The 15,538-nt window shown below is 68.8% G+C and carries 5 protein-coding genes; 1 reads left to right on the top strand and 4 read right to left on the bottom strand.

Going from position 1 to position 15,538, the window contains the following annotated elements:
• Nucleotides 1-34: 34 nt before the first annotated feature.
• The 4 genes from ACIBF8_RS24250 to ACIBF8_RS24235 form a co-directional block, all read right to left on the bottom strand.
• Complete coding sequence (locus tag ACIBF8_RS24250) at nucleotides 35-607, bottom strand: suppressor of fused domain protein (protein WP_396785839.1); 573 nt, start codon at nucleotides 605-607, stop codon at nucleotides 35-37.
• Nucleotides 604-12,198 (bottom strand): LamG-like jellyroll fold domain-containing protein, encoded by an 11,595-nt coding sequence (locus ACIBF8_RS24245; protein WP_396785837.1) that lies wholly within the window; start codon nucleotides 12,196-12,198, stop codon nucleotides 604-606. The genes ACIBF8_RS24250 and ACIBF8_RS24245 overlap by 4 nt, the downstream gene beginning before the upstream one ends.
• Before the next feature lie 109 nt (nucleotides 12,199-12,307).
• Nucleotides 12,308-12,868 carry a hypothetical protein gene (locus tag ACIBF8_RS24240; protein ID WP_396785836.1) on the bottom strand — a complete coding sequence of 187 codons (561 nt, stop codon included), beginning with the start codon at nucleotides 12,866-12,868 and terminating at the stop codon, nucleotides 12,308-12,310.
• A gap of 75 nt (nucleotides 12,869-12,943) precedes the next feature.
• Nucleotides 12,944-14,929, bottom strand: coding sequence for an NAD-binding protein (locus ACIBF8_RS24235; protein WP_396785833.1), 1,986 nt, complete (start codon nucleotides 14,927-14,929; stop codon nucleotides 12,944-12,946).
• 95 nt (nucleotides 14,930-15,024) lie between these two features.
• On the opposite strand from ACIBF8_RS24235, the gene ACIBF8_RS24230 reads away from it, so the two are divergent.
• A complete protein-coding gene (locus ACIBF8_RS24230; protein ID WP_396785832.1) occupies nucleotides 15,025-15,513 on the top strand; it encodes an MSMEG_6728 family protein in 489 nt (162 codons plus the stop codon).
• The last annotated feature ends 25 nt before the right edge of the window (nucleotides 15,514-15,538 follow it).

Below are 15,538 nucleotides of genomic sequence, written 5' to 3'. Positions count from 1 at the left end.
AAGTCCCAACCGAAGTCCATAGCATCCCAGAGGATCAGATGACCGAGCCCCGGAACGGATCTAACAGATTCACCCCGGAAGCCTCAAGGCGATCCTCAAGCAATTCCACCCCGTAGGTACGAGAAAACTGCGCCTCCTGTTCGGAAATCGCGACCAGCCACAAGAACATCACTTCACCGCGAGCTGTGTCACACGTTGCCACCCGAGGATCGAAAGGGTGGGGCCAAGACACCAGAAGATGATGGAACTTGGAGCCTTCAGTCCACGGTTTTCCGAGATCCACTAAGGAGCCTGGGCGCAAAGAATGTTCAGGAAAGGAATGGAAATGAGCCACCATTGCGAGCGTTTCTACATGGGACCACGATTCCGCTGGCGCCATCAGGAAGAACTCGTAAGGAGGCGCGCTGGGAGCTTCGAATGCACCAACTGAAAGGTAGACATATCCAAAGCCCGGGCCAGGGGGCGAAAGGCGCCTAACTTGGAACGAAGGAAGGCGCTCTTTGATTGGCCCCATCTCCCACTCCAGATCCACCTGCTCTCGGTCGGGCCAACTGCCGCCGATATGTTCGAGAAGCTGCCGATGAACCTGATCACTGGTAGTCGTCATGTCAACCCAAATGCCTTCGCGATATTCCTCGAAATCGTGGCCATCTCCGCACCCTGCTCGTTCTGGCATGTCCTGCACGCCGCACCATTGATACCCTCCCTGGCCTCCCGTCTGCGTTCCGCATTGGACGAATCCTTGCCCCCGTGCACGTAGTAGTGCAAAAGGAGGGCCGGCTCGTGCTCCGGGATCGGTGCGGTCTCCGTGCCGGTGACCATCGTCTTCCTACAAACCGGGCAAGGCTGCCCCTCGCCAGCCGCTCGAGCTGCGCGACCTGCAGGACCGTTGGTCTGCGCTCCACCGTAGTGCTTCTTGCGGTTATACCTCTCAGTAGGAACCGCATACTCACTATCAGTAGTTACGCCGTCACTGTCACAGATGAAGCGGGCAGGGTTGTTGTTGTGGACGAGCACCGGTTCATCACCGGGGATCACATAGTAGGTGTGGATGTCGGCGACGGTGAGGTCGCGCATTTCCTCGACGCCGAGCTTGTTGAGCACTGCGACGACGGTGACCGCGCCCTTGCCCTTGACCAGCAGCTTGGTGCCCGGCTTCAGGTCCTTGGCGTCGTCCCACTTGCGCTTCGAGGCGTTCCAGAACGGGTGGTGCCAGGTCGTCTCGACCTTCGTCACGTTGCCGTCCTGGTCGCGGACGGTCAGGTCGGTCAGGTCCTTGTCGATGTTCCGGTGCAGTTGGGTGACCTGCTTCGGCTCGGACTTACCAGCCACCGGGTCGGTCGCCATGACCTTGTCGCCGACGTTGACGTCCTCGATCGGCCGGCTCGTGCCGTCCGCCATGAGGACCCGGGTTTTCGGATCGAAGCTGTGCCGACTGCCCTTACAGCCGCCACCACCGCCACCGACCGCGAGGCCGAGCGGATTGAACCCGCTACCACCACCGGAGCCACTCGAAGAAGCCCCACCGGAGCGTGCGCCTCCGCCGCCCTTGCGGCTCAACCCACCGAGCCCTGGCACCATGTTCTCCGCGGCAGCCCGCGGGTTGTAGGTGCCCGACGTGGCCAACTGCCCGACCGCGTCCTCAACACCGTTCTCGGCGGCCTCGGTCGCCAACCGGCCCACCAGACCGGTACCGACCTTCTTCGCCACCGCAGCACCGACCCGCGCCGCGATGGCCCCGCCCGCACCACCGATCAGCCCGGTCACCGCACCGGTGCCCAGGGAGCCCAGCGCGTCACCGATGCTGTGGATGTCGCCCTGCGCGGCGTCCTTGGCCAGGCTGATCAGCGCCCCGGCACCGGCCATGCAGGCGATCGCACCGACACCGGCGGTCACCGCCGTGCAGGCGATACCTGCCAGGATCGCGCCGCCGATCGCGGCGACCTCCAACAGGACGTCCTTGTGCTCCTTGACCCACTTGGTCGTCGCGTTCGCGGCATCCCGCACGGCAGTCGTGGCCTTCTTGACCACCCGCTGTGCCTTGGCGGCGATCTTCTTACCGGCCTGCTTCAGTTTCGCCGCGGCCTGTTTGGCGCGTTTCTTGACCGCCGCCACCTTCTTGGCGACGCGTTTCTTGACCTGGTTGTACTTCTTCTTGACCGCCCGTTTGGCCTGGTTGTACTTCTTCTTGACCTGCTTCTTGACCTGGTTGTACTTCTTCTTGGCCTGGTGGTACTTCTTCTTCACCGCCGCCTTGGCCCGCGAGGCGGTCTTCTTCACCGTCGACTTCGCGGCACTGTAGGCCGACGACGCGTACGAGTAGGCCGACGACGCGTACGACGAGGCGTACGAATAGGCCGACGACGCGTACGAGCGGACGCTTGAGGTGACCGAGCTGACCGCGCGGGAGAAGGACTTCTTCAGGCTGCCCAAGCCGAAGTGTCCGCTCGGGTCGGTGACCGTCATCGGGTTCGCGTCGCCGTACTGGTACCGGTTGGCGTTGATCGAGTCCGGCAGCGGGCTGTTGCTCGCCGTGTCCCGAGTGTCGAACTGCCCGGTGTCCGTGTTGTACCAGCGGGCCAGCATGTTGACCCGACTGGTCAACGCGTCGGTCCACTCCGACTGGTAGCCGAGCTGACCGAGCAGCCCGCTGGTGTTGAGCGCCTTGCCCAGCGGGTCATACGTCACCGAGCCAGCCAACGCCGTCCCGGCCGGGGTGAACTGCCCAACCACGTCCGAGTGCAGATCCGTCCAGACCATCCGCTGGTTGCCGCCGCCGTTGGCGCCGACCACCTCGCCGGACGGCCCCCGCACGTAGGTCGCGCTGGAGTCGGCCGCTAGGTCGTTCCCCAGACCGGTGTACGCGTGGCCGGGCCGAATCGCGCGGCCCAGACCGTCGTACGTGTAGGTCTGCGTACCGCCCGTCGACTGCTGCGACACCACCTGCCCGAAGGCGTCGGTGCGGGTGATGTTGCCGCCGGCGTTGTCCAGGGTGCCCCGGGCCGTGTAGGTGTAGCTCGCCCCGTCGGCGGTGAGCAGCCGGTTCCGCTGGTCGTAGGTGAACAGCTTGGAACCGTTCTGCACCCGGTTACCGGACTTGTCGTACGCGTACACAGTGGTGGCGGCGCCGTTGTTCCAGGACGTCAGCCGGTCGGCCAGGTCGTAGGTGTAGGTGTTCGCCGCCGAGCCGGCGAACCCGGTCGTCGACTTCGAGATGATGTTGCTGTTCGCGTCCCAGCCGTAGGTGATCTTCGCGAGCGACGCCCCGGCGGACGACTTCAACTCGTCGCCGGTGAGCCGACGCAGCGGATCGAAGGTGAAGTCGCGGGTGTTCCCGTTCGACCCGTACGTGATCTTCTTGACCTGGGAGAGCGTGTTGTACGTGTAGGCCATCTGCACGCCGGCCGTCGGGTTGGCCAGCGACGAGAGCCGGCCCGCGCCGTCGTAGGTGTAGGAGGTCGTGCCGGCCGCGTCCTGCCGGGAGGCCAGCCGGCCGTCGGGGTCGTACCCGAACGCCGAGTTCCCCGACGGGCCGGTCACCGACCGCGGCAGGCCTCGGTCGTCGTACGTGATGGTGTTCGTGCCGCCCGAGCCGGACAGTGAGGTCATCCGGCCGGCGACGTCGTAGCCGAAGGTCCGGTCCTCCGTGGCGACCTCGGCCCCCGAGCCCGACTGCCGGACCAGTTGCCCCAGATCGTCGTACTCGTTGCTGACCGACACCCCGCCCGGCATGGTCTGCTTCGCCGGGCGACCGGACTTGTCGTACTCCAGGGTGAAGGTCCGGTCCGCCGGGTCCGGGTGCGCGGCGGTTGCCGGTTCGATCATCGCCTCCGGCAGGCCCCACGAGTTGTACCTGGTGTGGAAGGCGTTGCCCCGGCCGTCGGTGAACCGCGTGCGGTTGCCCTCCAGGTCGTAGCCGAACGTGGTGACGATGGAGTCCGACGCGGAGATCGGCTGCGTCTCTTTGGTGACCACGCCGGTCGCGTCGTACTCGTAGGTCACCGTCGTCTTACGGGCGTCGGTGCTGGCCACCATGTTGCCGGCCCGGTCGTAGCGGGCCGACTGCTCCGACAGCAACGTCCCGGTCGGGCTGTACTCGGCGGTGCGGGTGGGCCGGTCCGCCATGTCGTAGGTGACCGTGGCGTACGAGCCGTCCGGGCGGATCGTCTTGGTGGTCCGACCCTCGGCGTCGTACTCGTAGCGGCTCACGTTGTTGGCGCCGTCGGTGACCGTCAGCGGATCACCGAGCACGTTGTACGTCGTCGAGCTGTTCACCCCGGCGGCCGTGGTGACCTGCGACGGCCAACCCTGGGCGTTGTACGTGTAGTTGGTGGTGTGGCTCTTGCCCTCCTGCCGCACCACCTCCGTCGAGGTGACCGTGCGACCCAGGTAGTCGTAGGTCGCGGCGCTCACCGCCCCGGTCGGGTCGGTGGACGACAGCACGTTGCCCGCGTCGTCGTAGGTGTAGGTGGTGGCGCCGTCGTTCGGCGCGATCTCCTTCGACACCCGGCCGAGCTGGTCGTACTCGTAGCGGGTCACCTTGCCCAGCGGGTCGGTGACCGCCTCCAGCTGACCGCTCTCGTCGTAGCTGTGCCGGGTCTCCGGCACGATCGGCGTCGCCGACCCGGGCGGGGTGTACGCCGGCGCCTTGTCCGACACCACCCGGCCCACCGCGTCGTACTCCACCACCGACCAGTTGCCGTTCGCGTCCCGGGTGTCGGTCGGCTCGTCGAAGGTGTTGAACCCGACCAGGCTCACCGCGTTGGCCAGGGCCGGAACCTGACCGGGCTGCTCGGTCATCGCCGCCGGGGCGGTGGTCTTCACCGCCCGGCCCTCCTCGTCGTACCCGTAGTGGGTGGTGTTGCCGTTCGGGTCGGTGACCGAGGTGGGCAGGTCGTCGGAGTCCAGGACCTGCGAGGTACGGATGACGTGCGCGTCCGCCGCCGGGGCGGTCCCCGCTCTGACCTGCGAAACCTCCGCGTCGGTCAGAGCCTTCTGGTAGACCTGCACGTCGTCGATGCCGCCGGGGAACCAGCCGAAACCGTCCGCGCCGCCGATGGTGAAACCGGTCGCGGTGTTGTTGAAGGCTTCGGTGGTGGTCACCGTGGTCTGCAGGCTGCCATCGGCGTACAGCTTGCCCGTCCTGGCGGTCGGGTCCATGACGAGCGACAGGTGCGTCCACGCGTCGGTGACTGCGGAACCGGTCGGACCGCCGCCGCCGAGCCAGGTGACGGTCCCGTCCGCCTTGGTCACCGCCATGGCGAAGAACCAGCGGCTCTGGGCCGGCGCGTAATACAACTTCAGAGCCGAGTTGCCGTTCGATCCGGGCGCCGCGAAGACGAGCTGGTCGGTGGTCGGGCCGCCGGACTTGAGCTTGGCCCAGGCGGTGACCGTGAACGCGCGCTTGGTGTCCACCACCGGGCCGGTCTTCAGGTACGCGCTGGTGCCGTCGAGGACGGCCGAGCCGCCCCGGTCGGTGGACCAGGCGACGTTGCCGACCGCATTGGCCGTGCTGTTGCCGGCGGAGTCGGCGGCCTTCGTGCCGCTGGTCTGGTCGAGCTTCCAGCGCGCCACCGGGGTCAGCGCCGCCGACGGGTACTCCGTCTCGGCGATGGCCCGGCCGGCGCTGTCGTAGAGCGCGTCGGAGACGCTGGTGACGGTGCCGTCCGGCCCGGAGGAGACGGTGGAGATGACATTGTCGTCGGCGTCGTAGGTCAATGCGGTGCGGCGCTTGAGCCCGGTGGGGTCGACGACCGCCGCCGTCGACCGGCCCGCTGCGTCGTACTCCGTGGTGGTGACGGTGTGACCGTTGTTGGTGATCTCGCTGACCACGTTGCCGGCAGCGTCGTAGAGGTTCTCCTCCACCACGAACGTCCGGGTGCCGTCGGTCCGGCTGACCTTCGCTTCCAGACCGTTGTCGGTGTACGTGTAGCTGGTGGTCCAGCCCATCGCGTCGGTCTCGCTGGCGAGCCGGCCCGCCGGGTCGTACGCCCGGCTGGTGGTCACCAGGTCACGGGGTGCCGACGGCTTGTTCGGGTCGCCGGTGAAGTTCTTCTCCGTCGTGGTGAGCAGGTTGCCCTCGACGTCGTAGGTGCTGCTGGTCACCCCGCCGTCCGGGCCGGTCTCCTTGACCACCCGGCCGTACCGGTCGTACTCGAACGCGGTGGTCTGGTTGACGCCGTTGGTGGTCGTCGACTCCTGCCCGTACGAGTTGTAGGTGTGCTTCTCGGTACGGGACGCGTCGCCGCCGGTCAGGTCGCTGACCGTGACCTCGGTGACGTTGCCGTCGTCGTCGTACACGGTGGTGGTGCGGGCGGTGTGGATCGCGCCGGTGACCCGGTTCGTGACCCCCGGCTCGGTCTCGTTGATCTCGCGGCCCAACCGGTCGTACTCGTGGCTCGTGGTGAGCCCCGCGGGGTAGCTGCCGGTGAAATCGGTCTCGGTGAGCAGGCGGCCCAACCCGTCGTAGGTGTAGCGGGTGACCTTGCCGCCCGGTTCGACCATCTCGGCGACGTCGCCGCTGGCGTAGTAGGTGATGGTCTGCGTCTGCCCGCCGGCGGTGGTCACGGTCGAGGGCAGACCGGCCGGGGCGAACCCGCCATCCTTCGCCGCGACGGTGGTGCCGTCGGTGAAGGTGGTCCGGGTGACCCGGCCCAGCGGGTCGGTGATGCTGGTCTGGTTGCCCTTGCCGTCGTACCCGTAGCTGGTCAGGTAGCGGTTGTCCGTGGCCGACGACGATCGACCGTCGCGCATGGTCAGGATGACGTCGTTGCGCGGGTCGGGCGTGCCACCGATCTTGATGGAGCTGCCGGTCGCCCACCCACCGGTCCCGTTGCCCGACACCAGGTACATGTCGTTGTCGGTGGTCTTGTGGTAGACGACGTCGGGCTTCTTGTCACCGTCGAAGTCGCCGGCCGACAGCAGCGCCTTGGCGCTGCCCCAGCCGGTGCCGACCCGGGTGGCGGTGGTGCTCAACCAACCACCGGACCCGTTGCCCCGCAGCAGGTAGAGGTTGTTGTCCGCGCTGCTGCGATAGAGCACGTCGGGTTTGCCGTCGCCGTCGAAGTCACCCGGAGCGACGAGCAGGTTCGCGGCGCTCACGTTCGGGCCGATCAGGGTCGCGGTGGTGCTCAACCAGCCGCCCGAGCCGTTGCCCTTCAGCAGGTACAGGTTCTTGTCGGCGGAACTGCGGTAGATGATGTCGGGTTTGCCGTCACCGCTGAAGTCCTTGGAGTAGACCATCAGGTCCGCGGCGCTGACATTCGGGCCGATCTTGACCGAGGTGCTCGACACCCAGCCACCCGCGCCGTTGCCGTTGAGCATGTAGAGGTTGCCGTCGGAGGCGCTGCGCCACAGCAGGTCCGGCTTGCCGTCGCCGGAGAAGTCCTTGGCCGCCACCGCCATGTTCGCGGCAGCCAGGCTGGTCCCGATCTGCGTTGGCAGGCTGGTCAGCCAGCCACCCGCGCCGTTGCCCTGCACCATCTGGATGGTGTTGTTGGCGGCCCGGTAGACCACGTCCGGAGCGCCGTCACCACTGAAGTCTTCGAACATCATCGGCAACGCGGCGTCCGCCCAGTTCAGAGGCTCGGCCGAGTTGGCGTAGTAGGTGTAGTAGACCGACGAGCACTTGCTGGCCGACTGGTCCTGGCAGGTGATGACCTGCTTCGTGTTGCCCCGGGCATCCTGGAGTTCCTGGGACCAGACCCCGCGCGGGTCGTACGTCAGGTTGCCGTAGCCGCCCACGTCGTACCCGAACTTGGTGGTGTTGCCCAGCCCATCGGTCTGGGCGACCATCCGGCTGCCGTTGACCAGGTCGTAGCTGTAGGAGACCTTCTCGCCGGTCGGCCCGGTGACCGAGACGGTGGAGACGGGCATCGGGATCGCGCTGGCGACACCGTTGACCATGGTTACCGCGACCGGTGCGGTCTGCTTCGACGCCTGGAAGTGCGCGGTGACCTGGTCGGCGGAGAGCTGCGAACGGTAGAACGCCACCTCGGCGATCGACCCGTTGAAGTAGCCGACGTCACGGGTGCCGTGCATCGGCCATCCGCCGGCCCACTTGCCCGCGCCGACGTAGACGTTCTGCTTGTCGGCGACGACCAACGCGTTGTCGAGCTTGCCGACGGCGGCGCCGTCCAGATAGAGCGACTGCGTGTTGCTGGCGGCGGAGAGCACGACGTGGTGCCACTTGTTGTCGTTGACCAGGCCCGCGCTGGTGATCACCCGGGTGGAGATGCCGGTCCAGAACCCGCCCCGCAGCTTGCCGTCCGTGCCGACGTAGAGCGCCGGGGTCCACATACCGGCGACCGCCGGGTCCGACATCGGGCTGGCCTGGTAGCCGTAGAGGACACCACCGGCGGTGTTGCCGGCCGGCATCTTGAACCACATCTCGACCGAGTTGGGCCCGGTGGCCGGGGCATCCTCGGGCGGAAGTTGCAGGTAGGAGGTTGTTCCGTTGAACGACGCGGCCCGACTGTCGCTGAACGGGCCGGCGACACCGAGCGTGGCGGAGCTGTAGGTGGCGACACCGCCCTGCACCTCGTTGGCGGCGTCCGTCGCCTCGACGTCCCCGAGCCGCCAGTAGTCGGCCGGCTTCGCGCCGAGCACCGAGGCCGCGTAGACGTCACTGCTGCCCGAGACGGTGGGCGTGCCCATCGTCCACACGCCGCCGTTCTCGTCGGTGACCGTGGACACCCGGCCGGTCGTCTTGTCGTAGCCGACCTGGGCGGTGATCCCACCCGAGGGACGGACCACCGCGCTGAGCACCGGGTGGGCCGTGCGACCGGCGCTGTGCAACGCCGACGCCGTGGTGCCGGTGACCGCCTGGTTGAAGAACGACACCTCGGCGATGGAGCCGGTGAAGTAGGTGGCCCTCGCGGGCGTCACGCCGCTGTTGACGTGGCTGGGCCAGCCACCGCCGACGAACCCGGCACCGACCAGCACGTTCGCCGAGCCGCCGGGGATCTGGGCGATGGTGCCGCCGAGGGTGCCCCGGTCGATCCCGTCCAGGTAGAGCTTCTGGGTGTCCCCGGCGCCGGCCAACACCACGTGGTGCCAGGCGCCGTCGGTGACCGTCACGTTCGTGTTGATCGGCGACGGGGTCCCGTTCCAGAACGATCCACGCAGTTTGCCGTCGTTACCGATGTAGATCGACGGGGTGTAGTTGCCGGCCGTGGTGCCCTTGGTGATCGCATCGGCCTGGTAGCTGAACAGCACGCCGTTCGGGGTGGTGGTCTTGAACCACATGCTGACCGACTGGTACTGGCCGTCGCTGACCAGGTTGCCCGGCAGCTGCACGTGGGAACTGGTGCCGTTGAAGCCGGCAGCGGTGGCGGTGGAGCCGGGCAGCGCCGCCGCCTGGCCCAGCGCGACGTTGTTGTAGCGGGCGTTGTCCACGCCTGCGTTGCCCAGCACCGAACTCGCCGCCGTGGTGGCGCCGGCAGCCTCAGTCAGCCGCCAGTACGAGTACGGCCCGGCGTTCAGGGTCGCGTTGGCGTACTGCGAGGTGCTGTCGTGCTGGTAGGTGGTGCAGGCCGTCGCGCTCGTCGGAGGGCATACCTTGGCCAGCTGGTCGCTCGTGCCGTAGGTGTACTGCCAGGTCGTCGAGGTGCTCGAGTCACCGGGGACGGCCGGGTCGGTGTACACGGTGGCCGGATGGACGTACGCCGAACCGGCCGGGGTGGACCAGGTGACGTAGAGCGACCGGCCGGAGGCGGAGGTCACCTTCGTCGCGTTCGAGCTGGCGTCGTACGTGAACGTCATCGTCCGACCGTTGGCGTCGGTCACGCTCGTGATCTTGAAGACTCCGCTACCGGCCGACTGGGCGAAGACGTAGACAGAGGCGTCCTTGTCGGTCAGCGTGTAACCGGTGACGGCTCCGCTGACGTCCTTGTTCTCCTTCAGGACGGAGAACCGGCCGGAAGCGGGTGTGAACGTGCCGTCGGCGTTGCGGCCGAGCGCCACGTCCTGACCGGTCGGGTACGTGATGAGGACCGACTGCACCTGGCCCGCCACGTCGCGTACCTGGGTGGCCCTGGTGTCGAGCATGCTGGACCAGCCGGCACCGAAGGCGTTGCTGCGCCGGGCATCCAGGCTGTTGTAGCTACGGGTGATCGCCAGTGACGGGCCGACCGTCGCGACGCTGGCGTCCGTGGCCGAGGTGGTGTAGTTGCCGATGCCGGCGTCGTAGCCCTTCCCCGAGTTCTGCGCCAGACTCCCGGTGAGCAACGGCTGTGGCACCGACGTGGTGAACGCGTACGCCGGGTAGACCGCGCTGGAACCCGCCTTGTCGTTGACCTGGACGGTGTAGAGGTAGCTCTTGTTCCAGGTCAGCTTGCCCGCGGGGATGGTCCAACTCGCCGTCGAGACCCAGCCCGAGTTGGCCACCACCGCGCCGGTGCCGGCGTCCGCGACCACGTAGTTGTAGGTGAAACCCTTGGCCGGCCAGTTGTCCGGGTCGACCGCCCGAGAGTGCAGCTCGGGGGTGAGGGTCTGCACGACCGCGTTGTTCGTCGGGTAGCGGACGTTGACCTGCGGCGCGACGTTGTTCGTGTAGGTCAGCTCCAGATACGGCTTGTAGCTGCCGTCCGAGTAGTTGGCGGCGGTGAACCGCTTCCAGGCCGTCGAGTCCGTCTCCGAGGCGGTCAGCGCGAGGCCCTCGTTCATGCCACCGGTCGACCAGTCGTTGAACGTGTCGACGGCGAGCGGCACGGTGACCCACTTGCCGGTGCTCCGGTTGGGCGGGTCGTTGGTGCAGGCCGGGTAGTTGTCGGTGATGGTCAGCGAGCCGATCGAGGGGGAGATGGTCGGCCCGGGGTGCGCGGCGCTTGTCAGGCCGGCGACCGTCCACGCCTGCGTCACCCGGTGCACGTCGAACGCCTTGTGCGAGGTGCAGTTGTACGACCAGGTGTGGTAGAGGCGCAGCTTGGCCGCGCTGAACCGCTTGCCGGCGAGGCCGTCGCTGGTGAACTCGTCGAAGTGGATGAACGAGCGTGCCTTGACGTCACCGCCGTTGTACGTGCCGACGGGCAGGTTGTCGCCGTTGTGGTTGGTGGTCAGGCTGTCGCTGTCAACGTAGACGTCACCGGTGGTGCCGGTGGTCGCGGTGGGGTCCACCCGCACCGGATACTGGCGGGCCGGGTCACGCAGCCAGGCCGGATCGGCCACGACCTTCAGCGCGGGCGCGCCGTCGAACGTGACGATCTCGAACGTGACGGCGTCGGACTCGGCCGGGGCGCCGGAACGGGGGTCGACCTTCGAGTCCTGCATCGAGCCGTGCGGGAACCAGGCCACGGCCTTGCCGTCGGCGTTGAGTAGCTCCACCGAGCCCGCGGCGGTGAGTCGTGGGGTCAGGCCGGTGAGCCGCAGCGGGAACACCCAGGTCGACGCCGCCTCCGGCGAACGCAGCACCAGAGTTTCCTTGATACCGGCGTCGAAGGTGGTCAGCTCCAGGTCGGTGTGCGGAAGAACGTCCCGGTAGCGAGCGGTCGGCCCGGTCACCTCGGGCGCGTTGACGGTGCCGCCCTCGAGCCGGTAGCCGACGCTCTCACCGCTGGGGAGGGTGAGCTGGGCGAGGTCGCCGTCCGCGGCCGAGTTGGTGGCGCGCCCGGTCGCACCCGGAGTGCCGGCGGCGACCGACACGCCGAGCCGGTTCGCCGTGACGTGCAGACGGCCGTCGGAGCGGCGGGCGAGGTTCGAATTGATCTTCTGCCAACTGCCGTCCGCTGCGCGGTAGTTGACCGGGCGGTTGTAGGTGCGCTTGGTGAAGGAGCCGTCGGCGTTCGCGAAGATGTCCGAGCGCGCACTCGACTTCCGGGCGTCCCGGGTGCTGGTCCGGGCGTCGAAGCCCGGCTCAGCCACATCCGTCACCTCGGGCGTGGTGGCGATTCGGTGCGGCTGGTACGACTCGAGGGTGCCGGGCGCGGGCTGGGGTGCCCGCCCTGCCCCCGTGCCGGCATCGGTCGCCGAAGCCGGCACGTGCGGGTCGACCGTGACCGGCTTCCCCCTGTGCTGCACGGGAAGGCCCACGAACGCCGCGGTCGCCGACCAGGCGGGACGCTGCGCGAACCAGGTGAGCCACGTAAGTGGAAACTCACCACCTGGCCGCACCACGTCGGCCGGTATGGCGACCGTCAGCCCGAAGACAACGGCCACCACGAATGCCGCGCGGCGCGCGCCAGTGGTAACGGATCGGCGCATGGCCGGTCCCCTCCCCCGTGAAGTGAAATTACCAACGCGGAGTGTGAGGGCTCTTCGATCTTCGGCACAAGATGTCCGAACGGCCAATCCTGAGAGAAACCTTGGAGCGTCAGTCCTTAACGGAGGCGAGCGCCGCGACCACGTCCCGTGCCCTACGCTGCACCGCTTCCGGGTTGGTGGCCTCTTCGACGACCACATTGGGGCCTGGGGTCGCGGCACCGAAGGCGACGAAATTCGCGGCGGGGAACCGCGCCGCGGTGGGACCCACCGCCTGCACCGGAGCCTCGCCGACGGCGAGGATCACCCCACAGCGGCTCTGCACCAGGCTGGCGAGGAACGTCTCGGCGTTCTCGCCGGTCTGGGGGCCGTCGACCTCGAGGAACTGCACCTTGACCTGCGTCGCGAGTGAGGCCTCCTGCATTCCGGTCCACACCGGACGAGCCTCGGGAGCCGCGACGCCCGCCGTGCCGGTGAGCAGGCACGCCGTCTCGGCCCGGTACTCGCGCTGGCGCGGCTCGGGCTCAGCCTCGGGCCACAGCGCCCAGCCGACGACCACCACCGCGATCAGGCCGGCCGCCGCGAGCGGCCACCACCTGGGCCGAGCCCGCAACCACCGTACGACCACCGTGTCGCGGCGCGGCCGTTGCGCGTCGCGAGCTCGTCGACCCACCCCACCACCAAGCACGGGCGCACCTTACTCGGCCGACTCCATTGGTGGGTGCCGCATCGGCCACGCCGGGTACCGTCAGCTCACCTCGCCAACCCCGTCACGCCGGCGGGTCAGCTCGAATTCGTCCGCTGGGTCGTTGTCGGTTGTCGAAGGAACGCCGTCGGCGGGGGGAACGGGATGCGCCGCACCGGGCGCGGACGCGGCGACGCCGGAGTCCGTCGGGCCCGGCACCGAGGGGGACGCCGCCGCCGGGGTGGGCAACCCGCCGTGCACGGACCCGGCCGGCCGCGGGACCACGCTCGGGTGGGCCGGCGGGGCGCACTGCCGGGTCAGCCAGTCCAGCCCGCGCCGCCGGGCGACCACGGTCAGCCGGTCACCCGCGAAAATCACCTGCCGGGGGTCGAGGTCCTTCCACCAGATCGTCTTGGCACCGCCCGCCGGGGTCCGCGCGATCAGCCGGACCTGCCCGTCCCGGTTGACCACGTCCAGCGGTCGGCCGTCCAACTCGGAGCCGGCGGCCACCGGCACCTCGGCGACCGGCAGCGCGTGCCGGTCGACCGGGATGGTGCTGATCACGGCGCGTTCGGTCAACGCCCCGATGAAGGCCGGGGCGGCCAGGTAGGAGACCGACCGGGACACGCCGAGCGCGAAGGTCTCCTCCACCCGTTCGGCGAAGTCACCGTCGAAGAGCCGCAGCACCACCCGCAGGTCGGCTCGGAGGTCGCGGGCGGCGAGCGCCGCCTCCAGATTGGCCACATCGTCGGTGGATGCCACCACCAGCGCCTGGCAGTCGGCCACCGACGCGGCGACCAGCGTCTCCGGTAGCGCGGCGTCGCCGACGATCAGCGGCACCTCCAGTTGGCGGGCCAGGGCGGCGCCGCGCGGCTCCGGGTCCTTGTCGATCGCGACCACCTCGACGTCGTACTCGCGCAGTTGCGCAACCACCCGGGTGCCCACGTTGCCCAGGCCGATCACCACCACGTGCCCGACCCGGGCGGGTTGCAACCGGCCGGTGTGCAGGGCCAGCCGGGCGTTGACGATGCCGTCCACCACGACCGCGGTGATCAGCGGGATCAGCGCCAACCCGGCCAGGTTGAGCACCACCTGCATGATCTGCGCGTCCGCCGCCTTGGTGGTGTCCGGGTCGGCGCCGCTGAGCGTGGTGACCAGCGTCAGGTACAGCGCCTCCACCGGGGAGACGTCCTCGGCGCGAGAGATCAACGCCCCCAGCACCGCGATCAGTGCGAGGACCAGCATCACCGCGATGCCGATCTTGCGGGTGGCGAAGCCGCGTACCGCTCCCATCAGCATGGCGACCGGGCGACGCCGCCGACGGGCTCGGACCAGTCGACGGGCGGCGACCTCGGTGCCCGGTGGCTGGCCGGTCGCCTCGGCGAGCACCAGGTCGGCGCCGGCCTGCTCGGCCGGCAGCAGCTCCACCCCCTGCGTCTCGGTGAAGTGCGCCAGCGCGCAGACCACGTCCTGCGCGCGGACGTCGGCCAGCCGCGCCACCCGCAGCGTCTTGTCCCGATGTTGGAAGGAACTGGGGTCGACCTCGTTGAGTGCGGCGGCCACGAAGGCCGGCGCGGCCATCTCGGCGTCGGAGAGCACCTCGACCGGGGCCTTGAGCAGCTTGCGTACGCCGTCGGCGAGGGTGCCGTTGAACATCCGCAGCACCTGGCGGACCCGCTGGTCGACGGCCTGGGCACAGAGCGCGGCGTGCAGGTTGCCCACGTCGTCCTGGTGCAGCAGGGCCAGCCCGGTCGCACCGGCCAGGCCGGCGGCCTCGAAGGTGGCCACGTCCAACCGGTCCGAGCGGACCACCCGGACCCCGCGCAGCCCGGCCACGTCCGGCCCGTTGCTGCGGTACCGCTCCGGCACCACGACGGTCACCCGGGCCCCGCCGGCCGGTAGCTCGGATTCGAGCATCGCCCGGGCCACGTAGTAGGCGAGCGCGTCCTTTCCGCAGATCACGTAGTGCGGGCGGGGATCACCGACGGAGCGCAGCCGCCAGTTCCACTCGACCGCCCGTCGCGCCCGGTCCCGCCACGGCTCCGCCATGCCCGGATCGTAATCAGCACGACCATGCTGGGCGACCCCGTCCGGATCATCCCGGGACCAGGTATGTCCGACCCGGCGACGGGTAGAGCAGCGACATGCAGACGTTCCTCCCGTACCCGGGCTTTCTGGCCAGCGCCCGCACGCTGGACCAGAAGCGGCTGGGCAAGCAGCGGGTGGAGGCCATCCAGGTGCTGCGCGGGCTCACCCGACCCGGGTACGGCTGGCGCAACCACCCGGCGGTGAAGATGTGGGCCGGGTACGAGGAGGCGCTCGTCCGCTACGGGCTGGACATGTGCGCGGTCTGGACCGAACCGGGTCGGGCCGACACCTGCGCCACCACGATGACCGTCGACCTCGCCGCCGCCTGCGGTGCCGGCGTCATCCGGACCCAGGACGAGCTGGCCGAAGCCGGTGAGCTGCCGCCCTGGCTGGGCCGCGACGACCTGCACCTGAGTCACCGCTCGTCACTGCTGCGCAAGGACCCGGCGCACTACCGCCCGCTCTTCGGCGACGACGTGCCCGAGGACCTGGAGTACGTCTGGCCCGCCTCCGACCGCCCCCGCCGCTGCTTGGCGAACGATTGAGTCGAAGGTGGGGCAGACTGGACCC

Origin of the sequence: Micromonospora sp. NPDC050276 (assembly GCF_044459545.1) — a bacterium.
Taxonomy (GTDB): Bacteria; Actinomycetota; Actinomycetes; order Mycobacteriales; family Micromonosporaceae; genus Micromonospora.
This window is presented reverse-complemented; position numbering and strand designations above follow the sequence as displayed.